The organism is Parabacteroides sp. AF17-3, from assembly GCF_003635445.1.
Lineage (GTDB): Bacteria > Bacteroidota > Bacteroidia > Bacteroidales > Tannerellaceae > Parabacteroides > Parabacteroides goldsteinii.
Genome location: NZ_QTMM01000012.1, coordinates 244,982 through 262,914, shown reverse-complemented (window position 1 = coordinate 262,914; position 17,933 = coordinate 244,982). Strand labels below are relative to the sequence as shown.

The following is a 17,933-nucleotide window of genomic DNA, read 5'->3' as shown; positions in this document are numbered from 1 at the left end:
GCTAAACGCCCAAGTTGAAATCAATTGGTATGAAAGGTGGGCGTTGACGGATTCGAACCGCCGACCCTCTGCTTGTAAGGCAGATGCTCTGAACCAGCTGAGCTAAACGCCCTTTCATTACTTCAGTAAATTTTGTATGCCTTATCTCTCTAAAGCGCTGCAAAGATACGGCTTTTTTTATTACCTCCAAACATTTCAGCAAAAAAGTCGAAAAAAAATTCATTACTACCATTTAATCTGAAGAAATGTAGTAACTTTGCGTCTCTATATTATTAATGTATATAAGTATTCGATATCGTTGGTATATCGCCCGGACACTCAGGGATATAGGTGTATAAACTAAATGAGTATGGTATTTTCAACACTAACTGCCATATCGCCCGTAGATGGTCGATATAGAAATAAAGCCGAAAACCTGGCGGCTTACTTCTCAGAATATGCACTTATCAAGTATAGAGTGCAAGTCGAAATAGAGTATTTTATTACTCTGGCTGAGTATCTTCCACAGCTGAATAATCTGGCTACAGTGGAAAACAAAGAAGCGTTGCGTAAAATTTACAAGGAATTTAGTCTGGAGGACGCAACCCGTATTAAGGAGATCGAGAGCGTAACCAACCATGATGTAAAGGCCGTTGAATATTTTATCAAAGAAAAATTCGATCTGCTGGCTTTGCAGGATTACAAGGAGTTTATCCATTTCGGATTGACATCGCAGGATATTAATAATACTTCGGTTCCATTGTCTATAAAAGATGCTTTGAACGAAGTTTATTATCCGGGTATCCAGGAAGTGATCGACATGCTGAAAAAGTATGCGGAAGAATGGAGCAATGTTTCCATGCTGGCTAAAACACACGGACAGCCTGCTTCTCCGACCCGTCTGGGTAAAGAGATCATGGTGTTTGTGTATCGCCTGGAACAGCAGGTCGCTTTATTAAAAGCTATTCCCGTATCTGCCAAGTTCGGTGGTGCGACAGGTAATTTTAATGCGCATCATGTGGCTTATCCGCAATATGACTGGAAGGCTTTCGGAAATAAGTTTGTGAATGAAGTGCTGGGCCTGAGCCGTGAGGAATGGACTACACAGATTTCCAATTATGATAATCTGGCTGCCATTTTCGATGGTTTGAAACGTGTTAATACAATTTTGATAGACCTGAACCGTGACTTCTGGCAGTATATCTCTATGGAGTATTTCAAGCAGAAGATTAAAGCGGGCGAAGTAGGTTCGTCGGCAATGCCTCATAAGGTAAACCCGATCGACTTTGAAAATGCAGAAGGTAATCTGGGGATGGCTAATGCAATCCTGGAACACCTGGCTACCAAATTGCCGATCTCCCGTCTACAGCGGGATTTGACAGACTCTACCGTGTTGCGTAATGTCGGTGTACCTTTGGCACACATCGAAATCGCATTCAAGAGCTTAACAAAAGGGCTGGGTAAATTGTTATTGAATGAGAACGCCCTGTACCGGGATCTGGACAATTGCTGGGCTGTCGTTGCCGAAGGTATCCAGACGATCTTGCGTCGTGAAGGTTATCCGAAGCCCTACGAAGCTTTGAAAGCCTTAACCCGGACAAATGAGGGAATCACTGAAAAATCAATCAGTGACTTTATCGGAACGCTGCAGGTCAGTGATGCTGTGAAAGCTGAATTAAAGGCGATTACGCCGCATAATTATACAGGTATTTAGTGTGAAAATAAACGTAACCGTGAGGTTACCAATTAGTTAATTATTTATTAATTTACAACAATGAGCACAGAAGAAAGAGAAGAATCTCAACCGCGTCCTAGAAAGGTGATACCAAGTATCAGACGGGAAAACACAGATCAGGAAGGTGAAAGAAGACCTTACAATCAAGGTTACAACAGACCTGAGGGAAACAACTATGAACGGAGACCATATGACCGTCCGAGCCGGGATGACCGCGGCGGTTATAATTCTTACGGGGATAACCGCTCTTCTTACGGAGATCGTCCGAGCCGTCCTCGTACGTATGACAACCGCGAAGGTGGTGGTTATAACAGCAGACCATCTTATAACAACCGTGGCGGTTATGGAAATAATCGCGAGGGTGGTTACGGTAACAATCGTGAAGGTGGTTACAACTCAAATCGCGAAGGTGGCTACAACAGCCGTCCTTCTTATGGCAACAATCGCCCCTCTTACGGCAACAATGACCGTTCGTATGGTGGTGGCGGTTCCTACAACCGTCCTTCTCGTCCTAACTATGACGAAAGACCAAGCAGACCTTATACTCCTTCGCAGGAAGGTGCAGCTGCTGGTGACGGCATGAAGAAAAGAAGACCGAGAGTGGGTGATACTCGCGTAAATTCGTATGACTCTCGTGATAATCGGGGTGGCGGCAGACCTTCGTACGGTAATAATAACCGTGGCGGTGGATATGGCAACAACAACGGATACGGCAACAGACGTCCGGGTGGCCAGCAACGCCGTACAAACGATTACAACCCGAATGCCAAGTACAACTTCCAGAAACAGTTGAAGTATAAAGAAGTACTGGCTGACCCTAACGAACCGATCCGTCTGAACAAGTTCTTGTCGAATGCAGGTGTTTGTTCACGTCGTGAAGCTGACGAATTTATCACAGCCGGTGCTGTGAAAGTAAATGATGTAGTGGTTACTGAACTGGGTACGAAGATTACCCGTCAGGATAAGGTTGAATTCAACGACAAACCGGTACAGATCGAAAGTAAGGTCTATATCGTGTTGAATAAGCCGAAAAACTGTGTAACTACTTCCGACGATCCTCAGGAACGTCTTACCGTTATGGATCTGGTGAAGAATGCTTGCCAGGAACGTATTTATCCGGTAGGCCGCCTCGACCGTAACACAACCGGTGTATTGCTTCTTACTAATGATGGCGACCTGGCTTCCAAGCTGACTCACCCGTCATTCAAGAAGAAGAAGATCTACCACGTATGGTTGGATAAGAATGTATCTATCGAAGACATGGAAAAGATTGCTAACGGACTGGAGCTGGAAGACGGCGAAATCCATGCAGATGCAATCAGCTATGCCAGCGAAGACGACAAGAGCCAGGTGGGTATCGAAATCCACTCGGGACGTAACCGTATCGTTCGCCGTATCTTCGAATCATTGGGATATCATGTGACGAAACTGGATCGTGTATATTTTGCCGGACTTACAAAAAGAAACCTGGGAAGAGGAAAATGGCGTTATCTGAACGAACGTGAAGTGAACGCGCTCCGAATGGGTGCTTTTGAATAATACAAAGATTAGCCGGTTGACAATACCGGCTATCTTGTTTTGATTATCTAAGAATAAACATATAAACATGGAAACAATTACTAGAACAAAAATTGTAGATGTACTGAAAAGCGAAGCTTACGGTACAACCGTTAACGTGAAGGGATGGGTTCGTACCCGTCGTGGTAGTAAACAGGTTAGCTTTATTGCGCTGAATGACGGTTCTACAATCAATAATGTTCAGATCGTTGTGGATGTGGAAAAATTGGGTGAAGAATACCTTAAACCGATTACGACCGGTGCTTGTATCAGTGTGAACGGTGAATTGGTTAAATCTCTGGGACAAGGTCAGAATGTAGAGATCCAGGCTACCGAAATTCAGATTTACGGTACGGCCGATCCTGCTACTTATCCGTTGCAGAAGAAAGGTCACTCGCTTGAATTCCTACGTGAAATAGCTCATTTGCGTCCGCGTACCAATACGTTTGGTGCCGTGTTCCGCATCCGTCATAACATGGCGATCGCTATCCACAAGTTCTTTCATGAGAGAGGTTTCTTCTATTTCCATACACCGATCATTACAGCTTCAGACTGTGAAGGGGCCGGACAGATGTTTCAGGTGACGACAATGAATCTGTATGACCTGAAAAAGGATGAAAACGGCTCTATCATTTATGATGACGATTTCTTTGGAAAGCAGGCCAGCCTGACTGTTTCGGGCCAGTTGGAAGGTGAATTGGCTGCCATGTCTTTGGGAGCTATTTATACGTTCGGACCGACATTCCGTGCCGAAAACTCCAATACTCCGCGCCACCTGGCCGAGTTCTGGATGATCGAACCGGAAGTTGCTTTCAATGAGATTGCTGAAAACATGCAGTTGGCGGAAGACTTTATCAAATATTGTATACAGTGGGCGTTGGATAACTGTATGGATGATATTCAGTTCCTGAACAATATGTTTGATAAAGAGCTGATCGAACGTTTGCAGTTCGTCCTGAAACATGATTTTATCCGTCTGTCTTATACCGAAGGTGTTAAGATCCTCGAAGAGGCAGTGGCAAAAGGACATACCTTCGAATTCCCGATATTCTGGGGAGCCGACCTTGCTTCAGAACACGAACGTTATCTGGTGGAAGAACATTTCAAATGTCCGGTTATCCTGACTGATTATCCGAAAGAGATCAAATCTTTCTATATGAAGCAGAATGATGACGGAAAGACTGTTCGTGCCATGGACGTATTGTTCCCGAAGATCGGAGAAATCATCGGCGGGTCACAGCGTGAGGAAGATTACGAAAAGCTGGCAAGACGTGCCTCTGAAATGGGAGTACCCGAAAAAGATATCTGGTGGTATATGGATACCCGTCGTTTCGGTACGGCGCCTCATTCCGGCTTCGGTTTAGGCTTCGAACGTTTGTTGCTGTTTGTTACAGGTATGACAAATATCCGCGACGTGATTCCTTTCCCGAGAACTCCGAACAATGCGGAATTCTAATAAGGGACTTTCGAAAGTAAAAGATATAACTTTCATACATAAAATAAGGGACTTTTGATTTCAAAAGTCCCTTATTTTTTATTCGTCATCCAGGTCGATCGGTATCTGTCTTTTAAAGGCTTCTTTGAAAGATATCAGCGACTCTGTCCGTGCCAGTCCTAATGGCTGGAGTTTGTTATGGATGATATTCAGCAGATGCTGGTTGTTCTTCGCATATATTTTAATGAACAGATCGTATTGTCCCGTCGTGTAATGGCATTCCACTACTTCCGGAATTTTCTTTAATGCTTCCGTAACAGAGGGGAATTGTCCGGGTGATTTCAGGAATAATCCCATATAAGCACATGTTTCGTAGCCAACTTTAGTGTTATCCACAATGAATTCAGAGCCTTTGATAACGCCCAGATTAGTGAGTTTCTGTATTCTCTGGTGTATAGCGGCTCCTGAGACATTACATTCTCTGGCAACTTCCAGGAAAGGCATACGGGCATTACCTATAATCAGTTTTAATATTTTTTCATCCAATTCATCCAGTTGATGGTGTGCCATAATTTCTGTATATTTGTATTTCTGTTATTCTATATAATTACAATTAGATACAAATATAGTCAAACTATAATAATTAGACGATATAATTCGCTCAATTATTTTATTTCGTAAGTTTTCTTTTATTAATCAATCAATATTATAAGAATATGAGTTTAAGTGCGGTAATCGAATGCAGGCCGGTAAAAGATTTTTCCGATCCTTTGTTGGATAAAGTAGAAAATACATATAACGATTCCTTTCCGGAAGCGGAGCGACGGGCATTCTCTTTGGTGCGGGAGTTAGTTAAAGATGAGCCTCGTTTTACTGTTTATACCTTATTTAAAGATCTGGTTTATGCAGGTTTTATTACTGCCTGGTCTTTCGGGACGTTTATTTATGTGGAACATTTTGCAATTGACGCCTCTGCCCGTAATGGCGGAATAGGAGGGGAGTCGATGAAGCAGTTTATGGCGCTTTGTGACGCTCCTGTCGTGCTGGAAGTGGAAATGCCTACCGAAGAGATGAGTAAGCGTAGAATAGGCTTTTATGAGCGTTTGGGATATGTGTTGGATGATCATGTTTATTTTCAGCCTCCCTATCGTCAGGGGGAACCTTTGCTGGAAATGCGCCTGATGACTTACGGAGCTATCGATCTGAAACAATCATTCGAAGAGGTGAAGAATTGTATCCACCGATATGTATATGGTGTTAATGAGTAAGTGCTGAATTTACTCCAATAAAAAAGGCAGAACGGAAGTCCTGCCTTTTTTTATTATCGTTGAATTAGTTAATCAACAGCTTGTCTAGCTGAGTAACTGATCTTCAATGCGTATGCTTCACGAAGCGCCTGCTTTACGTCTGTGATAACACCCATCTTAGTCTCTTTATCGGCTTTGATGGATACAGTCATAAACGGCTGGTCTTCCTCTTTCATACTTGACTTTTCCTGAGCAATGTAAGTTTCGATTTCGCTTACTTCAGCAAACTGGTCGTTCAGTTGTAAGCGAGTTTCAGAACCCATTTTTGATCTTAATTCCTGAGTCGGTTTACCCACATAAATGAATGTTACCAGTGATTTCTTTTCCAACTTCTGAAGCTCTGTTGCCTGAGGAGCCTGGAAAACTACTTTCAAAGTAACTTCACGCATAGAGGTTACCATCATGATGAAGAACAGGAAGGCAAATACCAAGTCAGGTAATGATGAGGTATTCAATTCAGGCATCTCTCTGCCGCCTGCTTTACTAAATTTTCCCATTCTTATTTGCCTCCATAATTTTTAGGTTCTGCTTCTGATATCTTTTGCGGATAAATCATCTGCACAGCCTTTTGTTGATCTTCATCCAAATCAGCGAAAGCTTTACCGAATTTCTTTCTGGAAACTTCATCTCTCAGTTCATTATAGGCTGCTGCCAATTCGTTCTGAACATCGATGTAAGCCTGATATTCAGTACCACGGTCGTTCTGCAAAGAGATAACATGATTTTTTGTTACCATTTGCTTTCCGAAGAATGGTACGTCTACTTCAGTCTTTTCGGGCATATGCTCGTCGTTGTAAGGATTCTCAATGAAATTTCTAACCTTTTCTCTTAGTTGCTTAATATCAATGAATTCATTATTACAGAGAATCTGGTTGTTACTGTTGATCAGTACGACCAGGATATTTCTCTTTTTGATATCCATTTCTTCATTTTTCTTCTGATCTTTGGGTACAGGAGGCGGCAAACGTCTAGCCAAACCTTTATCTGTGTCCATTGATGTAGTAATAAGGAAGAAGATAAGCAACATGAAAGCAATATCGGCTGAAGAAGAACCATTGATTCCCGGTGTCTTTCTTTTTTTACCCATTTCTTTCTTGTTTTATCGATTCGTTATTACTATTATCTATTAAGCATTCTTTTTACAGAACCCCAAACTACTGCTGCAACGATCAAAACCATCAGAACAACAGTGGACATAATCCACATGTCTGTTACTTTCAACCACAAAGGAATGTTGTATTTCTGAGAATCAGCATTCATTCCTCCCAGCGGAGTTGCATCACCCATAGAATAAGTGATGAATAAAATCGCAGCGAAAACAACAATAACGATCAAAGAAGTTATAGCTGATTTTGCATTCGTCTGGAGTAAGGTTATAAATTGCCACACAGCAAATAAAATTGTACTGATAATTGTGACAAAGAATAATACAGATGTCCAGTTAATCAATAAACCGGTGTAAATCGGTTCTTTCATTTCAACAGAAGGGTCAACAACTCCTCCTGCGTAGAACATACCCAGCACTACGAGACTGATAATCGAAACGATTAACAGTGTCCAGCTGGACATTTTTCTTATTTTAGTAACTGCCATAATTCTAAATTATTTTTTGAATTTAAGGTTGTATTTGATAACCATGTCGATCAATGTGATTGAAGCATCTTCCATCTGGTTCAGGATAGCTTCCAATTTGCTCAACAAATAGTTATAGAATACCTGAAGGATCAAAGCTACGATCAAACCACCTACAGTTGTAATCAAGGCCACTTTCATACCACCGGCAACAACCGTCGGGCTGATATCACCAACCTGTTCGATTTTATCGAACGCCATGATCATACCTACTACAGTACCCAAGAATCCTAATGACGGAGCCATAGCGATAAACAATGTGATCCATGACATGTTCTTTTCCAAAAGACCACCCTGTACACCACCGTAAGAAACGATTGATTTTTCAACAACGTCGATACCCTGGTCGATTCTCATCAAACCCTGATAAGCGATAGATGCGATAGGACCTCTTGTATCACGAGCGATAGCTTTTGCTCCTTCTACATCACCTTTATCAAGTGCATCTTCAATACCTTTTAATAATTTGCTTGAATTAGTTTCAGCCAAGTTCAGGTAAATAATTCTTTCAAGGCAGAAAGCCAAACCGAAAATCAAAGCGATAGCAACCAAACTCATGAAGTCGGCACCACCTTCGATAAACTTAGTTTTTAAAGCCTGATACATGCCACCTTCAACAACTTGTTCAGTAGCGTCTTGAGCAAAAGCTACAGTAGAAGTTCCAAGGGCGCAAATACCCAAGAATGTTTTTGCAAAATACTTTTTCATTGTGTGTTTAATTTTTAAGATTAATAATTCTCTTATTTGTTTTTATTTTTGTTGTTAATAATATCCTCATGGTATTTAAGCGGAGAGAGCGGGATTCGAACCCGCGATACACTTTAGGCGTATACACGCTTTCCAGGCGTGCCTCTTCAACCACTCGAGCATCTCTCCAATTTTCAGCCTTCGTCTCCTCTAAAACGAGCGCAAAATACGAAAAAATTCCCATATGCAAACGTTTCAGTGCACAAATCTAAAGTTTTTGCTTGACATATACACAATATCTGAGGGAATAAATTTTGCATCTGACCTTAAAATTTGAAACTAAGCCTTTTTATTTGGAATTTTGAATAAATCCAAGGCGTTTTTTCTTGTTATTTGTACGGTTTCATCAAGCGTAAGACCGAATGTGTCCGCTACCTTCTCTGCCGTCTTCCATATATATACAGGCTCATTTCTTCTCCCTCTGTAGGGCACCGGAGCCAGGTAGGGAGCGTCGGTTTCCAGTACTATATGATTCATGTCGGTGCATTGAATAGTTTCCGACAGTTTCGAATTTTTGAAAGTTATGACACCATTGATTCCCAGTTTGAAGTTTTTTAGCTTTCCGATCTCCTCCAATTCGTCTGTTGTACCGGTAAAGCTATGAAAAACACCCTTTAATTTGTCCGCACCGACTTTATGGATACTGTCCAATACCTCGGAATAGGCTTCACGGGTGTGGATGGCAACCGGCAAGTCCAGGTCTATACTCCATCGCAACTGTTCTTCAAAGACTATTTTTTGTTCTTTCAGATAGGTTTTATCCCAGTAGAGGTCGATCCCGATTTCCCCGATTCCACAGTAAGCCCGTTTCCCCAGATAGGATTCTGTTGTTTTTAGATTTCCGGCATAGTTTCCGTCCACACTGGTCGGATGTAACCCCATCATTGGATAGGCAAAATCAGGAAAACGATCACATAGGTCATGCATTCGGCCGATAGTTTCGACATCTACATTGGGGAGCAGGAGCGTATCGATGCCCGATTCACGGGCAGCGTTTACCAGTACCTCTTGTTCCGGATCGAAATCTTCCAGATACAAATGGTTGTGCGTATCTATTAGTTTCATTTTTTTAAGACTGGCGGTACATTAAACGGTTACTGACCTCTTTTAATATGTTTAATTTCTCCGGGGCAACGTTCAATCGGGATAAATGCTCCATTGCCTTATCGTAATATCCCTGCATTTTAGCAATGGTAATATCTTTCAGATGCAATTCATTATATATAGCTGTGACAGCTTCGATCTTTTCTGCCGCTACAAATGTCGTTTTGCCGATCCAGTCATTCAGGACCGCTTTTTGTTCGGGTGAAGCCAGTTCAAACGCATGTATCAGCAGGAATGTCTTTTTATTGCAGGTGATGTCGCCCCCGATATTTTTCCCGAAAGTGGCAGTGTCTCCATAGACGTCCAGCAAATCATCCTGTAGCTGAAAAGCCAGTCCGATGTTTATGCCGAAGTCATACAGGTTGGCAGCATCTTCTTTGGATGCACCGCCTGTAATTGCTCCGATTTTTAAACTGCAAGCAAGTAAAACCGCTGTTTTTAACCGGATCATTTCTATATATTCAGGCTCGGTAACATCCATGCGGGATTCAAATTCCATATCATATTGCTGTCCTCCGCATATTTCGAGTGCTGTTTCTGTGAACAGGTCGAATACTTCTTTTAAATAGTCCGGTTCTGTTTTTCCGATCAGTTGGTAAGCTGCAATCAGCATGGCATCTCCCGAAAGGATGGCCGTATTGTCGTTCCATACTTTATGGACGGTCGGTTTATTTCTTCTTTTATCAGCCTTATCCATCAGGTCATCATGAAGTAGGGTGAAGTTGTGGAATACTTCAACGCCCAATGCCGGGTTGATGACGTTATCAATATTTTCTTTATATAAATTACAGGCCATTAAAGCCAGTGCCGGACGGATCCTTTTTCCTCCAAGCGACAGGATATACTCTATTGGATCATATAAACTTTTGGGGGGGTATTCAAAACTCAGTTGGGAAATTTCATGTTCTACTTTTTCCTGGATCTCATTGAAAGACAACATATAGATTAAAATTACGGATAAGACGAAATAAAAAAGGCTGCAAGTTCACAGCAGCCTTTTTTAGTATGTTTAAAAAAATATTATTGCAATCTGAAGGTAACAGGTACTGTATATTTAACACGTACTGGTTTACCTCTCTGCTTACCAGGAGACCATTTCGGCATGGTGTTGATCACACGGATAGCTTCTTTATCCAAAGAAGGGTCTACACCGCGGATAACTTCTGCGTCAACGATTGAACCGTCCTTATTAACCACGAATGAACAAGTAACACGACCTTGAATACCGTTTTCCTGTGCAATAACCGGATATTTGATGGATTTAGCGAGGAACTGAAGCAGTGCTCCCTGTCCACCCGGGAATTCCGGCATTGTTTCTACAACGGTAAAGATCTGTTGAGCGGATTCTTCTTCTTCTTCAACAACTGCCGGAGCTACATAGGCTTCTACCTGTGCAGAACTTTGGTCGTCCTCAGATGAGATGATATCCACTTGGTCCAGTTCCACGTCGTCATCCACGATGTTCAGCTGTTCTACGGCAGCCGGTGCAGGGGGTGGCGGTGGAGGCGGAGGAGTGTCCTCCGGTCTTGTAATTTCAATTTCTTCTTCAGCGATGATATCAGCTACGCCTTCACTTTTGACGATTTCGATATCACGGGTTCCCCATTCGAACCCAACGAACAGAACAGCCAAACCCACAACCATACCCATCAGGATACCGAGTGTTTTGCCTCTTTCCAAGTCCGCTTTCGGTGATTTCTTAACTTCCATACTCTTATAATGTTTAAAGATGTGTTTTCCTGTACTGCAAAAATACAAATTATTTTATATCCAAATATAAAAAGGGAGAAATACTTCAATATTTTCACTTTATTTTTGAACCAAAATAAAAATAATGGTGTTTATATACCTTTTTCTTGTTTTTTCCGTTTCTCTTTATGGAATATGTTATAACTGCATTTTATCTTTGTACGCATTTTGTTAAGAAAATATGAGACATACATTAATTATATTGTTCTTTTCTTTCGTTTTACAATCGGTCGCGGCACAATCCGGAGATCAGGTGTTTGAATTTCTGACTTTACCTTCATCTGCCAGGGCTAATGCTTTGGGGGGGCATACCGTGTCATTGGTAGAACGTGATCCGTCCCTTATCTTTCACAACCCGGCGCTGCTTGGAGGTGAAATGGACGGGATGATCAATCTGGATTACATGAACTATATTGCAGATGTGAACGTGGGGAGTGCCCTGTTTACTAAAGCATTTCGTGAACGTGGAGCCTGGGGAGCAGGAGTCCATTATTTCCATAACGGAAAATTCAAGGGAATGGATGAGAATAATCAGTCGACAGGTGACTTCACAGCCAGTGATATCGCTGTGAACGGTTTCTTTTCGTATGATCTGTCCGAACGCTGGCGGGGCGGTGTCTCCATGAAGTTCCTTTATTCCAATTATGATATTTACACCTCGTTGGGGGTATGTTTCGATGCCGGGCTGAGTTATTACAATTCGGAAAAGGAGTTTTCATTCGGTGTCGTACTGAAAAATATCGGGGCACAGTTGAAGCCTTATTATGAAGACCGCCAAAAAATGCCGTGGGATATCCAGATGGGGATTTCTAAAAAGATGAACCATGCCCCTTTGCGTTTGTCACTAACGGCTATGTATCTGAATCGTTGGAAATTTGATTATATAGATAATGCGGATAAAGAGTATAAAGGTGATAATTTTGCCAAAGCATTATTTAAGCACCTGGTAATCGGTATCGATTATATACCCAGCGAAAACTTCTGGATTGGGGTGGGATTCAATCCGAAGACTAAAATGGATATGAAACTGCAGGGAGGCGGAAACGGGTTGGCTGGCTTTTCTGCCGGGGCCGGCGTGAAGATAAAGATGTTTGATGTCGGTGTCTCTTTTGCTAAATATCATCCGTCGGCTATGTCGATGATGATGAGTGTTTCGACTACGCTGGCCGATTTTTAACCTTAGGAAATATAAATAAATGTAAGAATGAAAAAGATAGTAATCGCTATAGACGGTGTTTCCTCTACGGGGAAAAGTACTATGGCAAAAGATTTGGCAAAGGAAATTGGTTATACATATATTGATACCGGTGCCATGTATCGTGCTGTTACATTATATTGTATACAGCATAATTTGTTTAAAGGGGATCAGATCGATGAAGAAAAACTGCAGGAATCGATGAATGATATCCATATATCTCTCCGGTTTAATCCGGAAACCGGTCGTCCGGATACTTATCTGAATGGCGTGAAGGTTGAAAAGGAAATCCGTGGAATGGAAGTAGCCAGATGGGTCAGTCCGGTAGCGACTTTGGGTTTCGTTCGCCGTGCACTGGTTGCTATGCAGCAGGAAATGGGCAAGGAGAAAGGTATAATCATGGACGGAAGAGATATAGGTACGGTTGTATTCCCGGAGGCAGAGTTGAAAATTTATGTGACAGCCAGCCCGGAAGTACGTGCACAGCGCCGTTTGGATGAACTGAAAGCAAAAGGTGAGGCCGCTTCTTTCGAAGAAGTACTTGAAAACGTGAAGACGCGGGATCGTATCGATTCTACCCGTAAAGAAAGTCCGCTGCGCCAGGCCGATGATGCTGTGGTGCTGGATAATTCGCATATGACTATCGCTGAACAAAAAGCGTGGCTTCTTGTTCAATATAATAAAGCTGCGGTGGAATAAATAATCATGATTGAAGTCGAAATAGATAAAGGTTCCGGATTCTGTTTTGGAGTTGTTACAGCTATTGAAAGCGCTGAACGTGAACTGGACAACACAGATATCCTGTATTGCCTGGGTGACATTGTACATAACAGCCTGGAGGTAGAACGTCTTCAGGCACAGGGATTACGCACTATCGATCACCATGGATTTTCCAGGCTGAAAGGGAAAAAAGTCTTGCTTCGTGCACATGGAGAACCTCCTTCTACCTACGAGATTGCAAAGCAGAATGAGATAACGATCGTCGATGCAACGTGTCCGGTCGTGCTCCAGTTGCAACGGAAGATACATAAATGTTATCAAGAGACGCGTGAAAATAATACACAGCTGGTGATTTATGGTAAAAAAGGGCATGCCGAAGTAAACGGCCTTGTCGGCCAGACTGATGGTACGGCCATTGTGGTTGAAAAGATAGAAGACCTGGACCGTTTGGATTTCAGCCGTGATATTTGTCTTTTCTCCCAGACGACAAAGTCTTTGGACGGGTTCCGTAAGATCGTGGAAGAAATATATAAACGGAAAACGGAGGATGCCCGTTTTGAATACCACGATACGATTTGCCGTCAGGTGGCAAACCGCCTTCCGAATATAAAGGCCTTTGCTTCCAGCCATGACTGGGTTTATTTTGTAGCGGGAAAGAAAAGTTCGAACGGTAAGATGTTGCTGGAAGAATGTCGGAAAGCAAATCCGAATACTCTCTTTATTTCTGAGGTAAAAGAGATAACCGAACCGCTGCCTGCCGGTGTCCGCCGCGTAGGAGTCTGCGGTGCCACATCAACCCCTAAATGGCTGATGGAAGAGGTTGCCGTGCGTATCCGGGAGTTGAATGCAAGCCGGTGATAAAACGGTTAAGATTTCATGAAGTTTAAGAGAAAATGAAAGAATGTTGGTAAATAATTACTATTTTTGCCGCGAATAATTTAAAATAAAGACGCTATGTCTACAATTAAATGTATTGGCATTTTAACGTCCGGAGGTGATGCTCCCGGAATGAACGCAGCCATCCGTGCAGTGACGCGTTCCGCTATCTATAACGGGATGAGAGTTAAAGGTATTTTCCGAGGATACAGAGGATTGATTACAGGTGAGATTGAAGAGTTCAAGACACAAAATGTAAGTAACATCATCCAGCGTGGTGGAACAATATTGAAGACAGCTCGTTGTTTGGAGTTCAAGACTCCCGAAGGCCGTAAGCAGGCATACGACAAGTTAATGGAAGAGGGAATCGACGCCCTGATCGCTATCGGTGGTGACGGAACGTTGACCGGTGCGCGCATCTTTGCACAGGAGTTCAATTATCCGATAGTCGGTGTTCCCGGTACGATCGATAATGACTTATATGGTACGGATGTAACGATCGGTTATGATACGGCATTGAACACGATCATGGAATGTGTGGATAAGATACGTGATACAGCCACTTCCCACGACCGTCTGTTCTTTATCGAAGTGATGGGACGTGATGCCGGTTTCCTGGCTTTGAACGGTGCGATTGCTTCAGGTGCCGAAGCGGCTATTATCCCGGAAATCTCCATGGAAAAAGACCAGTTGGCAGAAATGATCGAAAACGGTTTCCGTAAATCGAAGAACAGTAGTATCGTATTGGTTGCAGAAAGTGAAGTAACCGGCGGTGCCATGGGAGTTGCCGAACGTGTGAAAACTGAATATCCGCAATTTGATGTCCGTGTATCTATCCTCGGACACTTGCAGCGTGGAGGATCTCCGACTGCCCAGGACCGTATTCTGGCTACCCGCATGGGAGTTGCAGCCGTTGATGCTTTGCTGGATGATCAGCGTAATGTCATGATGGGTATCCAGAATGACCAGATCGTATATGTTCCGTTCTCAAAAGCGATCAAAAATGACAAACCGATCAACCGTGATCTGCTGAATACACTGCGTGTGTCTTCTATCTGATCCGCATTGAAAAAGAGAATATAAAAAGAAAGTCCGTTGAATCATTTGATCCGACGGGCTTTCTTTTTATATATCAATTAAGTTTATTTCTTTGACAGGTTTTCCAGAAACAGGTCCATCATTCTTTTGGCAGCTACGAATGAACTGATCTCATTTTTCAGCACCTGTTGTTCGGTGGAAGATAGCATGCTTTCCACAGCCGGATTGTGATAGAATGTTTCCCGTAATGTATCATTGATGCTTTCGTACATCCAATATTTGGCTTGTTCGTTCCGCTTATAGTCGAAATAACCGTTCTTTTTAGTAAATTCCATATATTCGCCGACCATATCCCAGATTTCCTTGATACCTAAATTATAATATCCGGAGTAAGTCAGCACCTTAGGAAACCATCCGGAATCAGCAGGTGGAAAAAGGTGCAAAGCATTCTTGAACTGGGCAGCAGCCAGCTTTGCCTTATCGATATTGTCGCCATCCGCTTTGTTGATGATGATCCCGTCTGCCATTTCCATAATACCACGCTTGATGCCCTGCAATTCGTCACCTGTGCCGGCTAACTGGATGAGCAGGAAGAAGTCGACCATTGAGTGAACAGCCGTCTCACTCTGTCCGACACCTACCGTTTCAACGAATACAGTATCGAAGCCGGCAGCTTCGCACAAAACGATCGTTTCGCGTGTTTTGCGGGCAACACCTCCCAATGATCCTGCCGAGGGGGAAGGGCGGATAAACGCATTTTTCTCACGTGACAGGGCTTCCATACGGGTTTTGTCACCGAGAATACTACCTTTGGATCGTTCGCTGCTCGGATCGATAGCCAATACAGCCAGTTTGCGTCCCTCTTTGATCAGGTGCATGCCGAAAGCATCGATAGACGTACTTTTCCCGGCTCCGGGAACACCCGTAATACCGATACGGACTGATTTGCCTGCATGCGGAAGACATTTTTCAATGATTTCCTGGGCTATTTGCTGATGTTCATATTTCGCACTTTCAACCAGCGTGACAGCCTGGCTGAGGATGGTTATATTACCTTTCAGTATCCCTTCGACGAACTCGGAAGGGGTATATTCTCTGCGTAATTTTTTTTTGAGGTATGGGTTTACAGTCGGTACGTCGGCTACTCCCTTGTTTACCTTTAATCCTCTGTAAAGATCGTCGTTTTCGGGATGTTCCATGATGAATAATTATTTAATGTGCTAATGTGCCAATATGCCAATCGAAAAAGACATTGGCATATTGGCACATTGTTTTAATTGGCTTATTATTTCTCTGCTGTTACCTTTATCAGGCGAACAGGACCGTTCGGGTCGTTACATACAATATTTACTAGTGCTTCCAGTTTCGTCTTGATCTCTCGCGGACGGACTGATATTTTAAATGTCGCCGTTGTTCCCGGTTTTACTTCTCTCTTTCCTCCTGAAATATCAACCCGTTCATCGTCGCAGGTAAAGCTGTGGATGATAAGCGGAGATTTCCCGGTGTTGGTTACTTCGACAGTACCGGTCACTTTTCCACCGATCAGAGGAATGAAACCTCCTTTTTCCGGTAATTTACCGAAGTCAAGTAATGTGCCGGACAACTGTGCAACCGGTGCCTGTGCCTTTTCCGCAGCCGAAAGTTTACCGAAGTTGTCGATGATATTGGCTGCGACGTGTACTCCGCCGGAAACTTCTTTCTGACCGATACTTTCGATCGTTAAAGGTATTTCTGTTGTAACCCGGCCTTTTCTTTTGGTTGCTTTGGCATCGAGAAGTAAAGTTATTTCACCGACTTCATCCGGTGCCAGTTGGGTTGGACGTACTTCGACAGTCAGGAAATGAGGCACTTTTCCCGGATGGATTGTCAGGGTCGTCTTTCCTTCATTCTTTACGCTGATCTTTTCACCCAGTGTTTCGTCGGGGCGGATACTGCTGTACAGTACCGTCTTGGTCTGCATCTTCAGGTCGCCTATCGAATACGGGTAAATTAGAACCGGTGTAAGCGGTTTCGGTGTCACATTCCCTTTGATTGCCAGTGTATAACTGCCTTTCTTACCATTGCTGAATATGGAAATAGTTTTATAAAAAGGGCCGGGACGACCTTTGGGGTTGTAAGTTACTTTTACATTGCCCGTTTTTCCCGGAGCGACCGGCTCTTTTGTCCATTCCGGTTGCGTACAACCGCAAGACGCTGTAACACGGGTGATGACGAGTGGGCCGTCTCCCGTATTCTTTATTTCAAAAGTATGACTGGCCAATCCGTCAGCTTCAGCGATTGTACCGAAGTTGTACGTCAGTTCGTCTGCACTTATCTGAGCTCCGTTCTGTGCTGCCATATGCACAGCAAAGAATAATATGCCGCAAAGGATAAAGCTCAGTCTTTTCATATTCAGCATTCTTTGTTTTTAGTTTTGCTTGTTGGAAATCAAATTACCTCTCCCCGTATCGTCAGGATAAAACTTCCGGTTTTTCCGTTGCTGTAAACTGAAATTGTTTTTGAGAACGGGCCGGGACGTCCTTTCGGATCGTATGTTATCTTGATGTTTCCGCTTGCTCCCGGAGCGATCGGTTCTTTTGTCCATTCCGGAGTCGTACATCCGCAGGAAGCGATGACGCGGGTAATCGCCAACGGCGCATCCCCTGTGTTTTTTACGACAAATGTCGCGGAAACTTTTCCGTCAGCTTCTTTTATCTGTCCAAAGTCATGAGAGGTTTCGTCTGCTGCGATAACAGCTTTTTTCTGAGCTGAGGCCATTCCTGTAGCAAGCAGGATTGCCATAAAAATAAAAATAATCTGTTTCATTTTACTTTTTATTTAGCTATTGTTTATTCTACAAAGATAGACAATTGAATTGAA

At 43.0% G+C, this 17,933-nt stretch carries 19 protein-coding genes and 2 tRNA genes; 8 read left to right on the top strand and 13 right to left on the bottom strand.

The annotated features are described in order from the left end of the window. Nucleotides 1-37: 37 nt before the first annotated feature. A tRNA-Val gene (locus DWW91_RS17085) sits at nt 38-112 on the bottom strand. Between the two features lie 237 nt (nt 113-349). Between DWW91_RS17085 and purB the strand changes: the two genes are divergently transcribed. The 3 genes from purB to asnS all read left to right on the top strand — a co-directional run bounded on the left by purB (nt 350) and on the right by asnS (nt 4,727). After that, nucleotides 350-1,693, top strand: coding sequence for an adenylosuccinate lyase (gene purB / locus DWW91_RS17080; RefSeq protein ID WP_007654906.1), 1,344 nt, complete (start codon nt 350-352; stop codon nt 1,691-1,693). 60 nt (nt 1,694-1,753) lie between these two features. Next, on the top strand, nt 1,754-3,253 hold the full coding sequence (locus tag DWW91_RS17075) for a pseudouridine synthase (RefSeq protein ID WP_007654904.1): 1,500 nt from the start codon (nt 1,754-1,756) through the stop codon (nt 3,251-3,253). 67 nt (nt 3,254-3,320) lie between these two features. Continuing rightward, nucleotides 3,321-4,727, top strand: coding sequence for an asparagine--tRNA ligase (asnS, locus tag DWW91_RS17070; RefSeq protein ID WP_122328421.1), 1,407 nt, complete (start codon nt 3,321-3,323; stop codon nt 4,725-4,727). Nucleotides 4,728-4,805: 78 nt separating this feature from the next. Here the strand turns inward: asnS and DWW91_RS17065 are convergent, their stop codons facing one another. Further along, on the bottom strand, nt 4,806-5,276 hold the full coding sequence (locus tag DWW91_RS17065) for an Lrp/AsnC family transcriptional regulator (protein ID WP_007654892.1): 471 nt from the start codon (nt 5,274-5,276) through the stop codon (nt 4,806-4,808). A gap of 146 nt (nt 5,277-5,422) precedes the next feature. Here DWW91_RS17065 and DWW91_RS17060 point away from each other — a divergent pair, with 146 nt between their 5' ends. Continuing rightward, nucleotides 5,423-5,974, top strand: a complete 552-nt coding sequence (locus DWW91_RS17060; protein ID WP_122328420.1) for a GNAT family N-acetyltransferase — start codon at nt 5,423-5,425, stop codon at nt 5,972-5,974. 68 nt (nt 5,975-6,042) lie between these two features. Here the strand turns inward: DWW91_RS17060 and DWW91_RS17055 are convergent, their stop codons facing one another. The 8 genes from DWW91_RS17055 to DWW91_RS17020 form a co-directional block, all read right to left on the bottom strand. Continuing rightward, the gene (locus DWW91_RS17055; protein ID WP_044214796.1) at nt 6,043-6,510 is read right to left on the bottom strand and encodes a biopolymer transporter ExbD; all 468 of its coding nucleotides are present in this window, start codon (nt 6,508-6,510) and stop codon (nt 6,043-6,045) included. Between the two features lie 2 nt (nt 6,511-6,512). Beyond that, complete coding sequence (locus DWW91_RS17050; protein WP_007654889.1) at nt 6,513-7,100, bottom strand: biopolymer transporter ExbD; 588 nt, start codon at nt 7,098-7,100, stop codon at nt 6,513-6,515. A 32-nt stretch (nt 7,101-7,132) separates the two neighbouring features. Next, complete coding sequence (locus tag DWW91_RS17045; protein ID WP_007654888.1) at nt 7,133-7,606, bottom strand: hypothetical protein; 474 nt, start codon at nt 7,604-7,606, stop codon at nt 7,133-7,135. A 9-nt stretch (nt 7,607-7,615) separates the two neighbouring features. Then, a complete protein-coding gene (locus DWW91_RS17040; protein WP_007654887.1) occupies nt 7,616-8,353 on the bottom strand; it encodes a MotA/TolQ/ExbB proton channel family protein in 738 nt (245 codons plus the stop codon). An 80-nt stretch (nt 8,354-8,433) separates the two neighbouring features. Further along, a tRNA-Ser gene (locus tag DWW91_RS17035) sits at nt 8,434-8,521 on the bottom strand. A 150-nt stretch (nt 8,522-8,671) separates the two neighbouring features. Then, the gene (locus tag DWW91_RS17030; protein WP_007654885.1) at nt 8,672-9,457 is read right to left on the bottom strand and encodes a TatD family hydrolase; all 786 of its coding nucleotides are present in this window, start codon (nt 9,455-9,457) and stop codon (nt 8,672-8,674) included. A 4-nt stretch (nt 9,458-9,461) separates the two neighbouring features. Further along, nucleotides 9,462-10,436 carry a polyprenyl synthetase family protein gene (locus tag DWW91_RS17025; protein ID WP_122328419.1) on the bottom strand — a complete coding sequence of 325 codons (975 nt, stop codon included), beginning with the start codon at nt 10,434-10,436 and terminating at the stop codon, nt 9,462-9,464. A gap of 80 nt (nt 10,437-10,516) precedes the next feature. Further along, nucleotides 10,517-11,206 carry an energy transducer TonB gene (locus tag DWW91_RS17020; RefSeq protein WP_007654881.1) on the bottom strand — a complete coding sequence of 230 codons (690 nt, stop codon included), beginning with the start codon at nt 11,204-11,206 and terminating at the stop codon, nt 10,517-10,519. Nucleotides 11,207-11,426: 220 nt separating this feature from the next. On the opposite strand from DWW91_RS17020, the gene porQ reads away from it, so the two are divergent. The 4 genes from porQ to pfkA all read left to right on the top strand — a co-directional run bounded on the left by porQ (nt 11,427) and on the right by pfkA (nt 15,095). Further along, nucleotides 11,427-12,422, top strand: a complete 996-nt coding sequence (gene porQ, locus DWW91_RS17015) for a type IX secretion system protein PorQ (protein ID WP_122328418.1) — start codon at nt 11,427-11,429, stop codon at nt 12,420-12,422. A gap of 27 nt (nt 12,423-12,449) precedes the next feature. After that, nucleotides 12,450-13,139, top strand: a complete 690-nt coding sequence (gene cmk / locus DWW91_RS17010; protein WP_007654878.1) for a (d)CMP kinase — start codon at nt 12,450-12,452, stop codon at nt 13,137-13,139. A gap of 6 nt (nt 13,140-13,145) precedes the next feature. Then, complete coding sequence (locus DWW91_RS17005) at nt 13,146-14,018, top strand: 4-hydroxy-3-methylbut-2-enyl diphosphate reductase (RefSeq protein WP_007654875.1); 873 nt, start codon at nt 13,146-13,148, stop codon at nt 14,016-14,018. 96 nt (nt 14,019-14,114) lie between these two features. After that, complete coding sequence (pfkA, locus tag DWW91_RS17000) at nt 14,115-15,095, top strand: 6-phosphofructokinase (RefSeq protein WP_007654871.1); 981 nt, start codon at nt 14,115-14,117, stop codon at nt 15,093-15,095. A gap of 83 nt (nt 15,096-15,178) precedes the next feature. Here the strand turns inward: pfkA and meaB are convergent, their stop codons facing one another. The 3 genes from meaB to DWW91_RS16985 all read right to left on the bottom strand — a co-directional run bounded on the left by meaB (nt 15,179) and on the right by DWW91_RS16985 (nt 17,879). Then, on the bottom strand, nt 15,179-16,273 hold the full coding sequence (gene meaB, locus DWW91_RS16995) for a methylmalonyl Co-A mutase-associated GTPase MeaB (protein ID WP_007654870.1): 1,095 nt from the start codon (nt 16,271-16,273) through the stop codon (nt 15,179-15,181). Between the two features lie 86 nt (nt 16,274-16,359). Then, the gene (locus DWW91_RS16990) at nt 16,360-17,472 is read right to left on the bottom strand and encodes a DUF1573 domain-containing protein (RefSeq protein WP_122328417.1); all 1,113 of its coding nucleotides are present in this window, start codon (nt 17,470-17,472) and stop codon (nt 16,360-16,362) included. A gap of 29 nt (nt 17,473-17,501) precedes the next feature. After that, nucleotides 17,502-17,879, bottom strand: a complete 378-nt coding sequence (locus DWW91_RS16985) for a DUF1573 domain-containing protein (RefSeq protein WP_007654868.1) — start codon at nt 17,877-17,879, stop codon at nt 17,502-17,504. Nucleotides 17,880-17,933 lie beyond the last annotated feature (54 nt).

Coding starts and splice junctions, on each gene's coding strand:
- purB (WP_007654906.1), top strand. CDS start 350: ATGGTATTTTCAACACTAACTGCCATATCGCCCGTAGATGGTCGATAT.
- DWW91_RS17075 (WP_007654904.1), top strand. CDS start 1,754: ATGAGCACAGAAGAAAGAGAAGAATCTCAACCGCGTCCTAGAAAGGTG.
- asnS (WP_122328421.1), top strand. CDS start 3,321: ATGGAAACAATTACTAGAACAAAAATTGTAGATGTACTGAAAAGCGAA.
- DWW91_RS17065 (WP_007654892.1), bottom strand. CDS start 5,276: ATGGCACACCATCAACTGGATGAATTGGATGAAAAAATATTAAAACTG.
- DWW91_RS17060 (WP_122328420.1), top strand. CDS start 5,423: ATGAGTTTAAGTGCGGTAATCGAATGCAGGCCGGTAAAAGATTTTTCC.
- DWW91_RS17055 (WP_044214796.1), bottom strand. CDS start 6,510: ATGGGAAAATTTAGTAAAGCAGGCGGCAGAGAGATGCCTGAATTGAAT.
- DWW91_RS17050 (WP_007654889.1), bottom strand. CDS start 7,100: ATGGGTAAAAAAAGAAAGACACCGGGAATCAATGGTTCTTCTTCAGCC.
- DWW91_RS17045 (WP_007654888.1), bottom strand. CDS start 7,606: ATGGCAGTTACTAAAATAAGAAAAATGTCCAGCTGGACACTGTTAATC.
- DWW91_RS17040 (WP_007654887.1), bottom strand. CDS start 8,353: ATGAAAAAGTATTTTGCAAAAACATTCTTGGGTATTTGCGCCCTTGGA.
- DWW91_RS17030 (WP_007654885.1), bottom strand. CDS start 9,457: ATGAAACTAATAGATACGCACAACCATTTGTATCTGGAAGATTTCGAT.
- DWW91_RS17025 (WP_122328419.1), bottom strand. CDS start 10,436: ATGTTGTCTTTCAATGAGATCCAGGAAAAAGTAGAACATGAAATTTCC.
- DWW91_RS17020 (WP_007654881.1), bottom strand. CDS start 11,206: ATGGAAGTTAAGAAATCACCGAAAGCGGACTTGGAAAGAGGCAAAACA.
- porQ (WP_122328418.1), top strand. CDS start 11,427: ATGAGACATACATTAATTATATTGTTCTTTTCTTTCGTTTTACAATCG.
- cmk (WP_007654878.1), top strand. CDS start 12,450: ATGAAAAAGATAGTAATCGCTATAGACGGTGTTTCCTCTACGGGGAAA.
- DWW91_RS17005 (WP_007654875.1), top strand. CDS start 13,146: ATGATTGAAGTCGAAATAGATAAAGGTTCCGGATTCTGTTTTGGAGTT.
- pfkA (WP_007654871.1), top strand. CDS start 14,115: ATGTCTACAATTAAATGTATTGGCATTTTAACGTCCGGAGGTGATGCT.
- meaB (WP_007654870.1), bottom strand. CDS start 16,273: ATGGAACATCCCGAAAACGACGATCTTTACAGAGGATTAAAGGTAAAC.
- DWW91_RS16990 (WP_122328417.1), bottom strand. CDS start 17,472: ATGCTGAATATGAAAAGACTGAGCTTTATCCTTTGCGGCATATTATTC.
- DWW91_RS16985 (WP_007654868.1), bottom strand. CDS start 17,879: ATGAAACAGATTATTTTTATTTTTATGGCAATCCTGCTTGCTACAGGA.